The 15,006-nt window shown below is 71.7% G+C and carries 10 protein-coding genes and 4 pseudogenes; 9 read left to right on the top strand and 5 right to left on the bottom strand.

The window, feature by feature from the left end; translation table 11 throughout:
• Nucleotides 1–255: 255 nt before the first annotated feature.
• Both ACFVZW_RS34720 and ACFVZW_RS34715 read right to left on the bottom strand, forming a co-directional pair.
• Complete coding sequence (locus tag ACFVZW_RS34720) at nucleotides 256–729, bottom strand: hypothetical protein (RefSeq protein ID WP_384530103.1); 474 nt, start codon at nucleotides 727–729, stop codon at nucleotides 256–258.
• A 19-nt stretch (nucleotides 730–748) separates the two neighbouring features.
• Nucleotides 749–919, bottom strand: a pseudogene (locus ACFVZW_RS34715) (helix-turn-helix domain-containing protein); the annotation flags it as partial.
• Between the two features lie 214 nt (nucleotides 920–1,133).
• Here ACFVZW_RS34715 and ACFVZW_RS34710 point away from each other — a divergent pair.
• Both ACFVZW_RS34710 and ACFVZW_RS34705 read left to right on the top strand, forming a co-directional pair.
• Nucleotides 1,134–1,235: pseudogene (locus ACFVZW_RS34710) on the top strand (hypothetical protein); the annotation flags it as partial.
• 409 nt (nucleotides 1,236–1,644) lie between these two features.
• Nucleotides 1,645–1,817, top strand: a pseudogene (locus tag ACFVZW_RS34705) (allantoinase); the annotation flags it as partial.
• Between the two features lie 68 nt (nucleotides 1,818–1,885).
• Here ACFVZW_RS34705 and helR read toward each other — a convergent pair.
• Nucleotides 1,886–4,045, bottom strand: coding sequence for an RNA polymerase recycling motor ATPase HelR (gene helR, locus ACFVZW_RS34700; RefSeq protein ID WP_384530100.1), 2,160 nt, complete (start codon nucleotides 4,043–4,045; stop codon nucleotides 1,886–1,888).
• Between the two features lie 306 nt (nucleotides 4,046–4,351).
• Between helR and ACFVZW_RS34695 the strand changes: the two genes are divergently transcribed.
• The 3 genes from ACFVZW_RS34695 to ACFVZW_RS34685 are packed head-to-tail and all read left to right on the top strand — an operon-like array spanning nucleotide 4,352 to nucleotide 8,888.
• The gene (locus ACFVZW_RS34695; protein WP_384530097.1) at nucleotides 4,352–5,179 is read left to right on the top strand and encodes an FAD binding domain-containing protein; all 828 of its coding nucleotides are present in this window, start codon (nucleotides 4,352–4,354) and stop codon (nucleotides 5,177–5,179) included.
• Nucleotides 5,176–7,902, top strand: coding sequence for a molybdopterin-dependent oxidoreductase (locus ACFVZW_RS34690; RefSeq protein ID WP_384530095.1), 2,727 nt, complete (start codon nucleotides 5,176–5,178; stop codon nucleotides 7,900–7,902). Before ACFVZW_RS34695 ends, ACFVZW_RS34690 begins: the two co-directional genes overlap by 4 nt.
• Complete coding sequence (locus ACFVZW_RS34685; protein ID WP_384530092.1) at nucleotides 7,899–8,888, top strand: antibiotic biosynthesis monooxygenase; 990 nt, start codon at nucleotides 7,899–7,901, stop codon at nucleotides 8,886–8,888. The genes ACFVZW_RS34690 and ACFVZW_RS34685 overlap by 4 nt, the downstream gene beginning before the upstream one ends.
• A gap of 25 nt (nucleotides 8,889–8,913) precedes the next feature.
• On the opposite strand, the pseudogene ACFVZW_RS34680 reads toward ACFVZW_RS34685, so the two are convergent.
• Together ACFVZW_RS34680 and ACFVZW_RS34675 are read right to left on the bottom strand one after the other, a co-directional pair.
• A pseudogene (locus ACFVZW_RS34680) lies at nucleotides 8,914–10,076 on the bottom strand (agmatine deiminase family protein).
• 222 nt (nucleotides 10,077–10,298) lie between these two features.
• Nucleotides 10,299–10,934 (bottom strand): TetR/AcrR family transcriptional regulator, encoded by a 636-nt coding sequence (locus ACFVZW_RS34675; RefSeq protein ID WP_384530089.1) that lies wholly within the window; start codon nucleotides 10,932–10,934, stop codon nucleotides 10,299–10,301.
• Nucleotides 10,935–11,073: 139 nt separating this feature from the next.
• Between ACFVZW_RS34675 and ACFVZW_RS34670 the strand changes: the two genes are divergently transcribed.
• The 4 genes from ACFVZW_RS34670 to ACFVZW_RS34655 all read left to right on the top strand — a co-directional run.
• Entirely contained in the window at nucleotides 11,074–12,645 is a 1,572-nt protein-coding gene (locus ACFVZW_RS34670) for a serine/threonine-protein kinase (RefSeq protein WP_384530086.1), read from the top strand.
• Between the two features lie 100 nt (nucleotides 12,646–12,745).
• On the top strand, nucleotides 12,746–13,327 hold the full coding sequence (locus ACFVZW_RS34665; RefSeq protein WP_384530083.1) for a TetR/AcrR family transcriptional regulator: 582 nt from the start codon (nucleotides 12,746–12,748) through the stop codon (nucleotides 13,325–13,327).
• A 211-nt stretch (nucleotides 13,328–13,538) separates the two neighbouring features.
• The gene (gene ureA / locus ACFVZW_RS34660) at nucleotides 13,539–14,261 is read left to right on the top strand and encodes an urease subunit gamma (protein ID WP_384530080.1); all 723 of its coding nucleotides are present in this window, start codon (nucleotides 13,539–13,541) and stop codon (nucleotides 14,259–14,261) included.
• A partial coding sequence (locus ACFVZW_RS34655; protein ID WP_384530077.1) for an amidohydrolase family protein occupies nucleotides 14,258–15,006 on the top strand: 749 nt, incomplete at its 3' end. The genes ureA and ACFVZW_RS34655, both read left to right, overlap by 4 nt.

The following is a 15,006-nucleotide window of genomic DNA, read 5'->3' as shown; positions in this document are numbered from 1 at the left end:
ACCGCGGCCGCGAACGGCGTGATCTTCGCCTCGGCCAGCGCGCGGACCGTCTCCCGGAGCATGTCGTGCTCCTCGGACGGGCGATACAGGTCGAAGTCCTTGCCCATGATGGTGAGCTCCCCTAAGGCTTGTGGCACTGAGTACCCTCAGCAAAACACACTCAGTGCCATGATGCCAGTGGCTTGGGCGACGGAGAGGGGTGGGGAGGTGGGGGACCCGGCCGATTCGGACACAGGAACATCCGGCGGCTGAGCGTCACCGCGGAAGCGAGGACGCCTCACCGATCGCGGCGAGCAGTTCGAGAGGGAACTCCCGGTCGGCCTGGCCGATGGTCAGGGACAGCCAGCGGTCGGAGCGGGGTGGGTGCCACACCCGCATGGTGCCGGCCACGTTGCTCAGGAAGGCCAGCGGCTCGGGGGCGACGTGGTCGGGGTCCGGTTCGTCGACGCTGAGGTACGGCCACAGGTCGACCGTGGCCGGGCTGCCCCAGCGGGCGGTCAGGGCCGCGGTCAGTGCGGCGAGGTCGGCTTCCAGTTCCTGTTCGGCCGCCTCGACGATCTCCTCGCTTCGATCGTCCCAGAAGTCCCGGCTCCGCCGCAGCACGGCCACGTGATGGCCGGGCCCGCTCCACCGGCCCTCGCCGATGCCGAGCCGGCCCTCCTGTCCGGGGAACGCCAGGGCGCTCAGTTCGTCGACGATCGACAGCTGGGATCGCTCCTGGCTCGGCATGAGCGCAGCCTAGTCGCCGTCAACGGCCGCGTGAGGTGCGGAAGGTGCGGCGGTACGTGTCCGGTGGCATGCCGATCACGCGGTTGAAGTGGCGGCGCAGGGTCGTGGCCGTGCCCATGCCCGTCGCCTCGGCGATCGCGTCGACGCTGTCGTCCGTCGTCTCCAGCAGCTCCTGGGCGCGGCGATGAAGTCGGGTCACACGGTGACCGTGTTCGGCGCCTACGGACACACCGGGCGTTTCGTGGTGGCGGAGCTGCTGCGTCGGGGATGCGTCCCGGTCCTGTCCGGCCGCGACGCGGCCAAGCTGCACGCCCTCGCGGCCTCCCGGCCGGGACTCGAGGTCCGGCCGGGAGGCCGTCGACGACCCGGCCGCGCTCGACCGCGCGCTCGTCGGCGCGGACGCCGTGATCAACTGCGCCGGACCCTTCGCCGCGACCGCCGCCCCGGTGATCGCGGCGGCGCTGCGCGCCAGGATCCCGTACGTGGACGTGGCCGCCGAGATCGAGGCCAATCTGGACACGTTCGCGCACTTCGCGGAGCGTGCGACCGCCGCCGGTACGGTCGTGATCCCCGCGATGGCCTTCTTCGGCGGCCTCGGAGACCCGCTGGTCACCGCGGCGATGGGCGACTGGACGACGGCCGACGAGGCCCACGTCGCGTACGGGCCGAGCGGCTGGCACCCCACCGCCGGGACGCGCACCGCCGGCGCGGTCTCCCGGGAGCGCAGGGACGGCCGACGCGTCGTGTACAGCGGCGGACGCCTGGAGTACCGCGACGACGCTCCGTCGACCCTGAAGTGGACCTTCCCCGAGCCGCTGGGGATCCGGTCGGTGATCGGGGAGTTCACCATGGCCGACGTCGTCACCGTCCCCAGCCACCTGGCAGGGAGCAACCGTGGAAGAGGAGGGGCATCCGTTGCCCGACGTACAGCTCGTATTGCGCTCCACACGCGTCATCACCCCCGAAGGCACGGGGCCCGCGTCGATCGCCGTCTCCGGCGGGACGATCGCGGCGGTGCTGCCGTACGACGCCGAGGCCCGGCCGGTGCGCGGCTGGAGGACGTCGGTGACGATGTCGTACTGCCCGGGGAAGGACCGTCACCGACCCGGAGTCGATCGACGAGACCCGTCCCCGGGCGCCACGCGTCAGGCCGGCGTCAGGAGCTCGTGAGGATGACGAGCTGCTGGGTCGCACGCGTCATCGCGACGTACCGGTCCACCGCCCCCTCCATGCCCGTGCCGAACTCCTCCGGGTCGACGAGCACGACCAGGTCGAACTCGAGCCCCTTCGACAGCGCCGGAGTCAGCGACTGCACACGGGACGTCGCCTCGAACGTGGGGTCGCCGATGACGCAGGCGACCCCGTCGTCATGGGCGGCGAGCCAGTCGTCGAGGACCGAGTCCAGATCCGCCACGCAGCCGTGGGCGACGGGGATGCCGCTGCTGCGGATCGAGCTCGGCACGTTGGCGTCCGGGAGCGCGGCCCGGATGACCGGCTCGGCCACCGCCATCACCTCTTCCGGCGTACGGTAGTTGACGCTCAGCGACGCCATCTCGATCCGGTCGAGCCCGACGCGCTCGAGCCGCTCCCGCCACGACTCCGTGAACCCGCGCCTGGTCTGGGCGCGGTCACCGACGATCGTGAAGCTCCGGGACGGGCAGCGCAGCAGCAGCATCTGCCACTCCGCGTCGGTCAGTTCCTGCGCCTCGTCCACGACGATGTGCGCGAACGGGCCGGCGAGCAGGTCCCGGTCGGTGCCGGGCAGCGCGGTCTCGTCGATCAGGCTGTCCTGGAGATCCCGCCCACGCAGCATGGTCACGGCACCCTCACCGTCGGCGTCCGCCGCGACGATGTCGTCGATGACACCGGCCATGCGCTCGCGCTCGGCCGCGACGGCGGCTTCGTGCCGGCGCTTGCGCCGCGACGCCTCCGGGTCGCCGAGCCGCTGCCGCGCCGCGTCCAGGAGCGGCAGGTCGGACACCGTCCAGGCCTGGGGCGCCTCCTTGCGCTGCAGCAGGCGGACCTCGTCGCGGCCGAGCCAGGGCGCGCACATCCGCAGATACGCGGGTACGGACCACAGGTCCCCGACCAGGTCGGCCGCTTCGAGCAGCGGCCACGCGCCGTTGAGCGTGCCGACCAGCTCCTTGTCCTGGAGCAGCGACTTCCGGAACAGCTCGGGCGGTACGTCGCCGTCGAACTTGTCCATCAGGATCGAGACCAGCTCCTCCCAGATCTGGTCGCGCGCCTCGTTGTGCGGCGTACCCGCTCCCGGTGCCGCGAACGCCTCGGCCCACTCGTCGGCGCTCAGCCAGAGGTCGGACCAGGAGGTCGTGACCGTCATGCCCTGGGCGGGCGGCTCCTCGTAGAACCTGACGGCCTTCTCGATCGCCTTCACCATGTCCGCGGACGACTTCAGACGCGCCACGTCCGGGTCGGTCTCGCCGACCGCTCCGGCCCCCTCCTCGACGAGGTCCCGCAGCGTGCAGGTCTGCACGCCCTCCTCTCCGAGGCTGGGGAGGACATCGGAGACGTAGTTCAGGTAGGGCCGGTGCGGACCGACGAACAGCACGCCGCCGCGACGGTGACCGAGGCGGGGGTCGGAGTAGAGGAGGTACGCCGAGCGGTGCAGCGCCACGACGGTCTTGCCCGTACCCGGACCGCCGTCGACGACCAGCGCACCGCGAGAACTCGCGCGGACGATGGCGTCCTGGTCCGACTGGATGGTCGAGAGCACGTCGCGCATCCGGGGCGAGCGGTTGGTGCCCAGGCTGGCGATGAAGGCGGACTGGTCGTCGAGCGCGGCGCGCCCTTCGAGCCCGTCGGCGGCGAAGACCTCGTCCCAGTAGTCGCTGATCCGGCCGCGGGTCCAGCGGTACCTGCGGCGGCTCGCCAGGCCCATCGGGTTGGCGTGGGTCGCCGCGAAGAACGGCTCGGCCGCGGGGGAGCGCCAGTCGAGCAGCAGCCGGCGTCCCGTGCTGTCGGTGAGGCCCAGCCGCCCGATGTACACGGGCTCGCCGTCGTCCGCGCCGACGATGTGGCCGAGGCACAGGTCGAGACCGAAGCGGCGCAGGGCGCGCAGCCGCCCGGTCAGCCGGTGGATCTCCGCGTCCCGCTCCATCGCCTCGCGACCGACGCCGCCCGGCGCCTTGCGCGCGGCGTCGAGCCGGTCGGACAGCTCGGCGATCGACGCTTCGAGGCTCTCCGCGATGGCGGCGAAGTGCTGCTCGTCGCCCGCGATCAGCGACGGCTCGGCCTTGGCGGACAGGCGGTCCGGAAGGTCGAACGCACTGGTGGTCAGAGGGTAAAGCGAACGCACTTGGTGAGTCTCCCGTATCCGCGGCATCAGGCTTAGGCCAGTGATTGTGCGGCAGGACGGGGGCCTTGCGGCAAGGCCCCCTGTGCGCTATAAGTTGAGAGTGGCGAGAGGTGAGTACTTCCCTCTCGCATTCTTCGTTCCTGACAGCTCCGCCGGTCCGTTGCGGTCGCGCGAGGGCGGGGCGATCTGGGTACGCTGGAAAGGGATCCCTGCGTCCACCGGCCCACCCCCAACCAGCGGCTGCCGGTAGTCGATCCCGCCGCCAGAGGTGGCGCAGCCCCCATACGCAGGGGCAGGTGCGTTCCCATGGATCTCAACACCATCACCGAAGTCGTCCGGCGGCCGTCGGAACGGCCGGGCGCCGACTGGCGCGAGGGTGATGCCTGGCTCGCGGGCGGCACGTGGCTGTTCTCCGTGGAACAGCCGGAGCTGCGCCGCCTGGTCGACCTCACGGCGCTGCCGTGGGATCCCCTCGTCCGCGGCGACGCCGGTCTCGAGATCGGTGCCACGTGCACGATCCGCGACCTCCACGCCTTCGTGCCGCCGCAGGACTGGACCGCGGGCACGCTGTTCGCCACGTCCTGCGAGGCGTTCCTCTCCTCGTTCAAGATCTGGAACGCGGCGACCGTGGGCGGGAACATCTGCATGTCGCTGCCCGCCGGGCCGATGATCACGCTCACGGTCGCGCTGGAGGCGCGGTACGAGCTGTGGGCCCCCGACGGGTCCGTACGCACCGTCGACGCCCTGGACTTCGTGACGGGCAACAACCGCAACGTCCTCGCCCCGGGGGAGATCCTGCGCCGTGTCGAGGTTCCGGCGCGCGCCCTGCGCAAGCGCGCCGCGCACCGCCGTTTCACACTGACCCACCTCGGCCGTTCGACCGTGTTCCTGATCGGTACGCACACGCCCGGCACGAGCGACCTGACGCTCACCGTCACCGCCGGCACCACGCGGCCGGTGCGGTTCGCCTTCGACCACATGCCCGATGCCCCCACCCTGCGGCAGAGCATCGACGCCATCCCCGCCGACGTCTGGTTCGCCGACCCCAACGGGACCCCCGACCACCGTCGCCATCTCACCGAGCACTTCGCGGAGGAGATCCGCCGCGAACTCATCGCTGGGAGCCCGGCATGACCTACCTCGTGAACGGCAGGAGCTTCGCCGAGGAACCGCGCCCCGGCCAGTGCCTGCGCACCTTCCTGCGGGAACTGGGCCACTTCGGCGTCAAGAAGGGGTGCGACGCGGGCGACTGCGGAGCATGCACGGTGTGGCTGGAGGGCCGGCCGGTGCACAGCTGTGTCACCCCCGCCTTCCGCGCCGAGGACCGCGAGGTGACCACCGTCGAGGGGCTCGGATCGCCCGGCGACCTGCATCCGGCGCAACGCCGGTTCCGGGACGCGCCGGGCTTCCAGTGCGGCTTCTGCACCGCCGGGATGATCATGACGTCGGCGACGTTCACCGAGGAGCAGAAGGCCGACCTGCCACGGGCGTTGAAGGGCAATCTCTGCCGCTGCACCGGCTACCGGTCGATCGAGGACGCCGTGCGGGGTCTCTCCGCCGTGGAGACCGCCGCGCCCGGCAGGGCCGTGGGGACGAGCGTCGGCGCGCCGGCGGCCGAGGACGTGGTGACCGGCCGGGCCGAGTTCACCATGGACACCCGCATGGACGGCATGCTGCACCTCAAAGTGCTGCACTCGCCGCATGCGCACGCCCGGATCGTGTCCGTCGACAGGACCGCCGCACTCGCCGTCCCCGGTGTGAGGCGCGTCTACACCTGGGAGGACGTGCCGCGCAGACGGTTCACCACGGCGATCCACACCGACCACCTCGTCGATCCGGACGACACCTACATCCTCGACGACACGGTCCGCTTCGCCGGCCAGCGCGTCGCCGCGGTCGTCGCCGACACCGTCGGGGCGGCGGAGGAAGGCTGCCGCCGGCTCGTCGTGGAGTACGACGTACTGCCGGCGGTCTTCGACCCCGAGGAGGCCATGGCCTCCGGGGCACCCCAACTGCACGGCTCGGAGGACCCGTTCGTCCGCGACTCCGTCCACAACCTCCTGCTGGAGATCCACTCGCACATCGGCGACGTCGACGCCGGCTTCGCCGCGGCCGACGTGATCCATGAAGGCACCTACGTCTCACCACGCGTGCAGCACGCGCACTTGGAGACCCACGGATCGATCGCCTGGATGGAGGACGGCCGGCTGAACGTCCGTACCAGCTCGCAGTCCCCGTCGATCGCCAAGGTCAAACTGGCCTATCTGTTCGCCCTGCGCCCCGACCAGCTCCGCGTCTTCTGCAAGCGCGTCGGCGGCGGGTTCGGCGGCAAACAGGAGGTCATCTCCGAGGACCTGGCGGCGCTCGCCGCCCTGGACACGGGGCGGCCCGTCTCCTTCGAGTACACGCGCGAGGAGGAGTTCACCACGGCCTCGCCGCGCCACCCGATGAAGCTGACGGTCAAGCTCGGCGCGAAGACGGACGGCACACTCACCGCGTTCCAGGTCCGCAACGTGTCCAACACGGGCGCCTACGGCAACCACGGTGGCGAGACGCTGTACGCGGGCGGGGCGGCCGTCATGATCTATCGCTGCCCCAACAAGAAGTACGACGCCTACTCCGTCTACACCAACACCGTCCCGAGCGGCGCGCTGCGCGGTTACGGCATGACCCAGCCGGCCTTCGCCGTGGAATCGGCGATGGACGAACTGGCCCTCGCCCTGCACATGGACCCGCTTCAACTCCGCCGCCGTAACATCGTGCGCCCCGGCGATCCGCTCGTCGCGACGCACGACGGCCCCGACGACGTGATGTTCAACGAGGACGGCCTCGCCAAGTGCATCGACCTCGTGGCGGGCTCCCTCGCCCGTACGGCCGACCAACGGTCTCCCGGCCCCGGGTGGCTCGTCGGGGTCGGCGCGGCGAGTTCCCTGCACGAGACCGCACCCCCGACCGAGCACATCTCCGAGGCCTGGATCACCCTCGGCGACGATCTCGTCTACGAACTGGCCGTCGGCACCGTCGAGTTCGGCGAAGGGACCTCGACCGCGCACGTCCAGATCGCGGCCAACCAGCTGGGCGCGACACCGTCGCGGATCCGACTCGTGCAGTCCGACACCGACCGCACCGGATTCGACACCGGAGCCTTCGCGAGTGCCGGACTGTTCGTCGCGGGCAACGCGGTGCTCCAGGCGGCCAACGCCGTGCGCGACCGCATCCTGGAGTTCGCGGCCTCCCACGCGGGTGTCCATGTCGTGATGTGCTCGATGGACGACGAGGACGTCGTCTGCGGGGACGTCCGCGTCCCGCTCGCGGAGCTCGTCGCGCTCGCCCGGGCCCGCGGCATCCGGTTCACCGCCGCCCGCAAGGCGTACGGCTCACCCCGGAGCGTCGTCTCCAACACGCAGGGCTTCCGCATCGCCGTCCACCCGGTCACGGGTGAGATCCGCGTCCTGTACAGCGTCCACGCGACCGACGCCGGTGTGGTCATCAACCCCGAGCAGGTCCGGGGACAGGTCGACGGCGGCGTCGCCCAGGGCATCGGATTCGCGCTGACCGAGAACTACCAGGTCGACGCGGAGGGAGTCATGGCCAACCCCAACCTCCGCAACTACCGGATCCCCACCTTCGCCGACGTCCCCCGCACCGAACTGCTCCTGGTGGGCTCCACGGACTCCGTCGGGCCCATGCGGTCCAAGGGGATGGCGGAGTGCTGCATCAACCCGGTGGCCCCCGCGCTGGCCAACGCGCTCCGCGACGCCACCGGCGTCCGCTACCGCGAGTTGCCCCTGACCCCGGAACGGATCTACAGCCGGCTCGGCCAGAGCCGGCCCGCGCGGACGGGCCCGGCGCGATGACCACCCAGGAGCACCCGGAGACCACACCCGGCACGGACGCCGCTGCGACGGTCATCATCGGCAGGAGGGTCCGGCCGGGCATGGAGCGGGCGTACGAGCAGTGGCAGGACGGCGTCAACGCCGCAGCCGCCCGCTATGCCGGGTACCTCGGCGCCGAGGTCTCCCCGGCGACCGACCTGCAACCCGACTGGGTCATCGTCTACCGCTTCGACTCGGTGGCCCATCTGCAGGCGTGGATGAACAGCGCGACCCGGCAGAGTCTCCTCGACACCGGCGAGAAGTACTTCGACGGTCCCGCGACCCAGCAGGTGATCAGCGGGGGCACGCAGCCGACGGATCCGCTCGTCACCGTGGTGGTGACCCACCGCATCGCTCCGCAGCACGTCGACGACTTCCTCGAATGGCAGCAGCGCATGAGCCAGGAGGAGAGCAAGTTCGAAGGCTTCCGCGGGACCGAGCTCTTCCGGCCGATCGAGGGCGTCCAGGACGAATGGACCACCCTCTACCGCTACGACAACGCCGAGCACCTCGACGCCTGGCTGACGTCGGCGAAGCGGCGGGGGATGCTGGCCGAAGGCGCGAAGTTCGACGACTTCAAGCTCCGTAAGATCGACAACTCCTTCGGCAGCTGGTTCGCCTTCGAGGAGAACGGCAGGGAAGCGCCGCCGCCCTCGGAGACCAAGACCGCCATCGCCGTCTGGGTCGGCCTGTACCCGACCGTGGTGTTCCTGACGCTCGCCCTGTCACCGCTGCAATGGCCGCTCTGGCTGGGGCTGCTCGTGGGCAACCTGCTGTCGAGCTTCATCATGAGCTTCTTCACGATGCCCTACTACGTGAACCGGCTGCTCAAGCGCTGGCTGCGGCCGGCACCGGAGGAACCGCGGCGGAAGACCAACCTGATCGGACTCGGCATCGTCGCCGGCGTGACCGTCTTCTGGGTCGGCGCCTTCTACCTGATCACGCGCGTGTTCTGGACCCTGCCCTGAGGGTGGGGGTCCCGACACGGTCACGTCACGCGGCGGGCTTGCCGGGCTGGTCGTGCGTCGAGCAGTGGATGCCACCGCCGCCCGAGGCGATCGTGTCGATCTGCACCATGACGACATCCCTCTTCGGGAAGTGCTCCTGGAGGATGCCCTTCGCCCGGTCGTCCGCCTTCCGGTCCCCGAACTTGGGCATGAAGACCGAATCGTTGGCGACATAGAAGTTGGCGTACGTGGACACGAAGTCGTCGCCCTCGCCCGTGATCCTGTCGAGGTCGGGCTGGGGCAGGTCGATGATCTCGAAGCGCCGGCCGCGCGCGTCGGTCGCCGTGCTCAGGACGGAGCGGGCCTGGTCGGCCGAGCGGGACCAGGAGTCCGGGGGCGTACCGGGGAACGCCTGGTCCAGCAGGACCACGCCGGGCGCGGTGAACCGCACGAGGCTGTCCACGTGCGCGTCGGTGATGTCCTCGCCACGGACGCCCGCCAGCCAGACCACCTTCTCCACGCCGAGGGTCCCGATCAGCTGGTCCTCGATCTGGTCCCTGCTCTTCCCGCGGTTGCGGTTGTCGTTGACGATCGAGCTCTCGGTGATGAGGAGGGTGCCCTCGCCGTCGGTCTCGAAGGAGCCGCCCTCGGCGACGAGCGGTGCCTCCTCGCGCGGGATGCCGTACCTGGCGAGCAGCTTGCGGCCCACCTCGGCGTCGTTGGTGTGCTCCTGCTTGCCGCCCAGCCGTTGAAGTTGAAGTCGACTCCGACGACCTTGCCGTCGTCCTCCACGAAGACGGGGACGGTGTCGCGGGCCCACAGGTCGTCGACGGCGAGCGGAATGACCTCCACCTGAGAACCGCAGGCCCGCTGGGCCGCCGCCACCTGGTCGGGGCGGGCCATCATGACGACCGCCTCGTACTCCCCGATCGCGCGCGCGATGCGGGCGATGTCCTCCCGTACGTAGGGAAGGTCGTCCTCCCAGACGGAGGCGAGGGCCGGCCAGGACATGAACGTACGGGTGTGGCTCTCCCACTCGGCGCCGAAGCGGCGCTCGGTGCCGGCGGCCGGTGTACGCCCCGGTGCGGTCGTCGTGCCGCCCTGCACGGACGCCTCGGGACCGCAGGCGGCGGCGCCGAGGCCGAGGGCGCCGCCGATCACGGCGAAGGCGCGCAGGGCCGTGCGGCGGGAGGGGGGAAGGTAGGACACGGTGGGCTCCGATCGTGGGCTGGCGAGGGTATCCGGCGGCGGCGGCGGGGGATCGCGGTGACGCGCGCGGCGGCGGGAGTCGCGGGCCTGTGGCTTCACGCGCGTGGAGGCCGAAGGAGACGGCTGCTCGGAGGCGTGAGTGGGGGTGGCCGTGCCCCCACTCTGGCACTGACTGGATTTTCAGTCAAATGTCGCGAGGGGTCGGCATGCCCTTCCGCCCGCTCAGCGAACCCGGCCCACGGCGTACGGTTCCGGCATTCCCGGCCCTGGTCCCGGACCAGGCCCCAGCCCCTCGACCTCCGCCGCGATCGCTCCCCGCATCAGCTCACGGGCGTGACCGGCCGGCAGCACCCCGATGAGCCACCGGGTGCTCAGGCCCTCCAGGAGGACGGTGAGCCGTTCCGCCGCGGATACGAGGACGGCGTCCGCCGCCGCCGGGTCGACCCGGCCGAGCAGATCCGCGATCTCGCGCACCCACTCGGTGCCCGCCTGGCGCAGCTCCTCCCGCAACTCCGGCTCGAAGACCGCGCTGGCTCGCAGCTCTCCCCAGGCCGTGCTGTTCTCGCGCACCTCGGGAGCGTCCTGGAGTTCGAGGAGCAGCCGGTGCTCCAGCTCCCGCAGGGAGTTCTCGGGTTCACGTTTCCCGGGTGGGCGGCCCCGGGTGTAGCGCTCCGCCCGGTCCCCGATGAAGCGCAGCGTGTGGCGCAGCAGGCCGGCGCGGTCGCCGAAGTGGTAGTAGACGAGCGCCTTGGAGACCCGTGCCTCGGCGGCCAGCTCCTCCACCCGGAGTCCGCGCACCCCTCGGCGCGCGATCACCCGGGCGGCCGCCTCGAGGATCGCCCTTCTCCGCTCGTTCACCCTGTGCTCCTTGTCGTGGTCGGTCGCCCGGTCGGACGCCGGCTCGTATGTTGACTGAAACTTTAGTCAAAGGCACGATCGTGGGCGGGGCCGCGACGCGTACCCGTTCCGCCGTTCCGCACCGCCGAAAGAGCCGCCCATGTCCTCCACCCAGCCTCCCGGGGTGCAGCCGCTCCACCCTCCGCTGTCGCTTGACGACCCCCGCGAGATCGGCGGCTACCGGATCCACGCCCGGCTCGGCTCCGGAGGGATGGGCGTCGTCTACCTCGCCCACACCCCGGGCGGGCGGCCCGTCGCCGTGAAGGCGGTCCGCGAGGACTTCGCCGCCGACCCCGAGTTCCGGCTGCGGTTCGCCCAGGAGGTGGCGAGCGCACGCCGGATCCACGGCCTGTTCACGGCGCAGGTGGTGGACGCCGGCGTCGACGCGGCCGTCCCCTGGCTCGCCACCGCCTACGTGCCCGGCCCCTCGCTCCAGCAGTTGGTCGAGCGCCACGGCCCGCTCCCCGCACGCGCGGTGCTGCTCCTCGTCGCCGGGATCGCGGAGGCCCTCCAGGCCATCCACGGCGCGGGCGTGGTCCACCGGGACCTCAAGCCCGCCAACGTCCTCGTCGCCGCGGACGGCCCCCGCGTCATCGACTTCGGCATCGCGCGTGCGGCCGACGCCACCGGACTCACCGGCACCGGCCTGCGGATCGGCACCGCCGCGTACATGGCGCCCGAGCAGGCGCTCGGCCGGGCGGTGACGCCGGCCACCGACGTCTTCGCACTCGGCGCGCTCGCCGCCTACGTGGCCGGCGGCGCCCTGCCGTTCGGGACGGGCCCCGAGTCGGCGGCGTTGTACCGCGTGGTCCACGAGCCGGCCGACCTCTCCCGTGTACCGGGGGAGCTGCGCGAGCTGCTCGGGTGGTGCCTGGCCAAGCCGCCGGGCGAGCGGCCCACCCCGGGCGAGGTGATCGCCGCCGTGCGCGCGCACCCTGCCGTGGGTCCCTCGCCGGAGTTCGCCGACGGATGGCTGCCCGGGGCGGTCGGACGGGAGATCATGCGGCGGACGACGGGCCCCTCGACCCCGGAGCCCACCCTCTTCGACGGGGTCTCCCCGCGCGACCGGCCCACCCACGCGGCCGTGCCGGCGGCCCCTGAGCCGGCGGTCCGTGAGCCGGCCGCGACGGGTGACGACGGCACCCACGGCCCGGCCCCCGCACGGCGTGACCGCCGCGGGAGCAGGCGCGGTCGTACGGCTCCGACGGCGGCGGCCGCCGCCGTGGCGCTCGTGGCGGCCGCCGGGACCGCGTACTACCTGACCGGTCCCGACGTGTACGGCGCGGAGCCGGACGTCGCGTACAGGCCGGGCTACGCGGACGTCGAGCTGACGGCCCCCGACGACGGCTACGAATTCGACCTGACCGCAGGGAAGGTGACGCCCGCCGAGACGGCCGACTGGTACCTGGCCCGCGACAAGGGCGGGCTCGTGCTGCCCGAGAACGCCGACGCCTTCGTCGCGTCCGGATACGTGCTCAGCCCCAGCGACTGCGAGCGGGGGATCGACACGGAACCGGTCGCGAGCCTGCCGTTCGACGAGCTCGCCGACGAACGGCCGTTCTGCATGCGCAGCGCCGACGGCACCCGGCTCGTCGTGGCGCGGCTGATCGAGGCGACCCCCGGGGGCGGCCCGGTCACGGTCGTGCTGAGCCAGTACCGGAGGAGCGGCTGAGCGTCCGAGTGGATACGGGGAAGGGGCCGCTGCCGCGGGCAGGTGCTGCCGGACCACTGCCGCGGTCACGCCCTCCGGTCGTCCGGATAGGGTTCGTGACATGGCGTCTCGCAGTACTCAGATCCTGGAAGCGGCCGCGCGGGTGATCGCCCGGCGCGGGGTCCGCGGGCTCCGCGTGGAAGAACTGGCCGAAGAGGCCGGAGTCTCCACCGGCCTGATCTACTACCACTTCAAGGACCGCACCGGAATCCTGCGCCACACCCTGGAGTTCATCAACGACCGCGCCGAGCGGTACACCACCGCCCAGGACCCGGACGAGGAACCGATGAGCCCCCGCGAGGAGCTCGACCAGGTCCTGCTCCTGGAACTCCAGGACACCCCCGAGGTCCGGGAGAACAGCACGGCGTGGGGCGAGCTGCGGGCGAGCGCCGTCTTCGACCCCGTCCTGCGCGAGGACCTCGCCCGGGCGACCCTGGTGTGGGTGCAGGAGGTGGCCGCGCTCCTCGGCCAGGTGTACCCCATGGCGCCGGCGGCCAGGCTCGCCTCCGCCGCGGAACGGCTGACCGCCCTGCTCGAAGGTCTCAGCATGCGCTGGCTGAGCGGTGGTCTCGCGATCGATCACGCGCGCGCCCTCATGCGGGATGCCGTCGAGGTGGAGCTGATCGGGTTGCGGCAGCCGTAGGGGGCCGGCGGCGGGCGCTGCGCGCTTCCGCCCGGCGACCCCGCCGAGGCATCCGTAAGGCCGCGGAAGCGGTCCGCGCGGCCCCGCGCTCCATGGAGTGATCGGTGGGTTGACCGGCGGAAGTTGACGCATGCTTCATCTCTTGACTGAATTTTCAGTCAGTGCCACAGTGTGCGCATCACCGGGCTACGGGAGGAAAGGAACCACCCCCATGCCGCTGACCCCCACCGAGCGGGACCGCCTGCTGTTGTTCACCACCGCCGAGCTCGCCCGCGCCCGCCGCGCCCGCGGGCTGCGGCTCAACGTGCCCGAGGCGACCGCGCTCATCGCGGACACCGCCTGCGAGGCGGCCCGCGACGGCCTGCGCCTCGCGGAGGCCATCGGTCGGGCCCGTTCCGTACTGGGCCCCGACGACGTCCTGCCCGGTGTCGTCGACGTCGTCACCGAGATCCAGGTCGAGGCCGTCTTCGACGACGGCACGCGGCTCGCCGCCATCGCCGAGCCGTTCGGGGCCCACGGCCGGAACGACGGTGCCCCCGGTGCCGTACTGCCCGGTCCGGACCTCCTCGCCCTGCCGGAGCCGGGCCTGACCCTGACCGTCCGCAACACTGCCGCCGTCCCGGTCAGCGTCACCTCCCACTTCCACTTCTTCGAGGCCAATCCGCGCCTCGACTTCGACCGGGCCGCCGCCTACGGAATGCGGCTGGCCGCTCCCGCCGGCTCGTCGACCCGGTTCGACCCCGGACAGGCCGTCGATGTGGGCCTGGTTCCGATCGGCGGCGGCCGCGTCGCCGTCGGCTTCGCCGGGCTCGTGGACGGGCCGCTGGACGCGCCCGGTGCCAGGGCCGTCGCGCTGAAGCGGGCCGCAGCCTGCGGATACCTGGGGGCTGAGCCGCTCGCGGACGCTCCCGAAGACGAAGGAGCAGGGGCATGAGCAGGCCGACCCGGCACAGCGACCACGGCGACCACTGTGTCCCCGGAGTCCGCCGGCACATCGACCCGTACGAGTACGCGTCGGTGCACGGTCCCCGGGCGGGCGACCGGGTCGTCCTGGGTGACTCCGGTCTGGTGGTCCGGGTGGAGTCGGACTCGCAGAAGCCGGGCGACGAGTTCCTGGCCGGGTTCGGCAAGACGGCCCGCGACGGTCTTCACCTGAAGGCCGCCGCCGTCCGTGAGACCTGTGACGTGGTGATCAGCAACGTGCTGGTGATCGATGCCGTTCAGGGCATCCGCAAGGTGTCCGTCGGTATTCGTGAGGGCCGGATCCACGCGATCGGGCGGGCCGGGAACCCCGACACCGTCGACGGTGTCGACGTGGTCGTCGGCACCGGCACGTCGATCGTCTCCGGCGAGGGCCTCATCGCCACCGCCGGTGCCGTGGACACCCACGTCCACCTGCTCTCGCCCCGGATCATGGAGGCCTCCCTCGCCTCTGGTGTCACCACCATCATCGGACAGGAGTTCGGTCCTGTCTGGGGTGTCGGCGTCAACTCGCCCTGGGCACTCCGCCACGCCTTCAATGCCTTTGATGCCTGGCCGGTGAACATCGGTTTCCTGGCGCGTGGCTCGTCGTCGGACGCGGCACCGCTGGTGGAGGCGCTCGCCGAAGGCGGTGCGTCCGGTTTCAAGGTGCATGAGGACATGGGTGCGCACACCCGCGCCTTGGATACGGCGCTGCG

The organism is Streptomyces sp. NPDC059567, assembly GCF_042735655.1.
Classification (GTDB): domain Bacteria; phylum Actinomycetota; class Actinomycetes; order Streptomycetales; family Streptomycetaceae; genus Streptomyces.
This window is presented reverse-complemented; position numbering and strand designations above follow the sequence as displayed.